Origin of the sequence: Photorhabdus aballayi (assembly GCF_026153155.1) — a bacterium.
Classification (GTDB): Bacteria; Pseudomonadota; Gammaproteobacteria; order Enterobacterales; family Enterobacteriaceae; genus Photorhabdus; species Photorhabdus luminescens.
In genome coordinates, this window is record NZ_JAPFCD010000129.1 from 1 (window position 1) to 1574 (window position 1574).

Sequence of the window (1574 nt, forward strand, 5' to 3'; positions counted from 1 at the left end):
ACAGTTTGGTAGTTCATTACTGGGGTATAGTGAGCGTCAGGATGCGGAAGCCATGAGCCAACTACTACAAACCCAGGCTAGTGAGTTGATACTAACCAGTATTCGTATGCAGGATAACCAACTGGCCGAATTGGATTCGGAAAAAACCGCTTTGCAAGTCTCTTTAGCTGGGGTGCAACAACGGTTTGACAGCTACAGCCAACTGTATGAGGAAAATATCAACGCAGGTGAGCAACGGGCATTAGCGTTACGTTCAGAATCTGCTATTGAATCCCAGGGAGCGCAGATTTCCCGCATGGCTGGCGCAGGTGTCGATATGGCGCCGAATATCTTCGGCCTGGCTGACGGTGGCATGCATTATGGCGCAATTGCCTATGCTATTGCTGACGGTATTGAATTGAGTGCTTCTGCTAAGATGGTTGATGCAGAGAAAGTTGCGCAGTCGGAAATATATCGCCGCCGCCGTCAAGAATGGAAAATTCAGCGTGACAACGCACAAGCGGAGATTAATCAGTTAAACGCGCAACTGGAGTCACTGTCTATTCGCCGTGAAGCGGCTGAAATGCAAAAAGATTACCTGAAAACCCAACAAGCTCAGGCACAGGCACAATTAACCTTCCTGCAAAGTAAATTCAGTAATCAAGCGCTATATAGTTGGTTACGAGGACGTTTGTCGGGAATTTATTTCCAGTTCTATGATTTGGCCATATCCCGTTGCCTGATGGCAGAGCAATCCTATCAATGGGAAGCTAATGATAATTCCATTAGCTTTGTCAAACCGGGTGCATGGCAAGGAACTTACGCCGGTTTACTGTGTGGAGAAGCTTTGATACAAAATCTGGCACAGATGGAAGAGGCATATTTGAAATGGGAATCTCGCGCTCTGGAGGTGGAACGCACCGTTTCATTGGCAGAAGTTTACGGTTCGCTGGCGGATAAGGATCGTTTTAATCTGGCGGAACAAATACCCTTATTATTGGATAAGGGTGAGGGAACAGCGGGAACTAAAGAAAATGGTTTGTCATTAGCTAGTGCTATTCTGTCATCTTCGGTCAAATTGTCTGATTTGAAAATGAAAATGGATTACCCGGATAGTATTGTTGGTGATAACAAGATTCGTCGTATTAAGCAAATCAGTGTTTCACTGCCTGCGTTGATTGGGCCTTATCAGGATGTTCAGGCTGTGCTCAGTTATGGTGGCAGTACTCAGTTGCCGAAGGGCTGTTCAGCGTTGGCTGTGTCTCATGGTACTAATGATAGCGGCCAATTCCAGTTGGATTTTAATGACGGCAAATACCTGCCATTTGAAGGTATTGCGCTTGATGATCAGGGTACACTGAACCTGCAATTCCCGAATGCTACCGACAAGCAGAAAACTATATTGCAAACTATGAACGATATTATTCTGCATATTCGTTATACCATCCGTTAATTAATTTAGCGATTACATAATACAGGCTCTCCTTCGGGAGAGTTTGATAGAAGCAATTTTTGAGATATTTATAGAAGGTAAGTTTTTAAATTAATTTTAGGTTTCTATATTATTTAAGTTTAATTTGTGTGATTTATGGTTT

Annotated in this window: 1 protein-coding gene; it reads left to right on the plus strand. The window is 43.7% G+C overall.

Annotation, left to right across the window (positions count from 1 at the left end; translation table 11 throughout):
• The coding region (locus OO184_RS24840; RefSeq protein ID WP_446500483.1) for a Tc toxin subunit A-related protein at nt 1–1432 on the plus strand (1432 nt) is incomplete at its 5' end.
• Between the last annotated feature and the right edge of the window lie 142 nt (nt 1433–1574).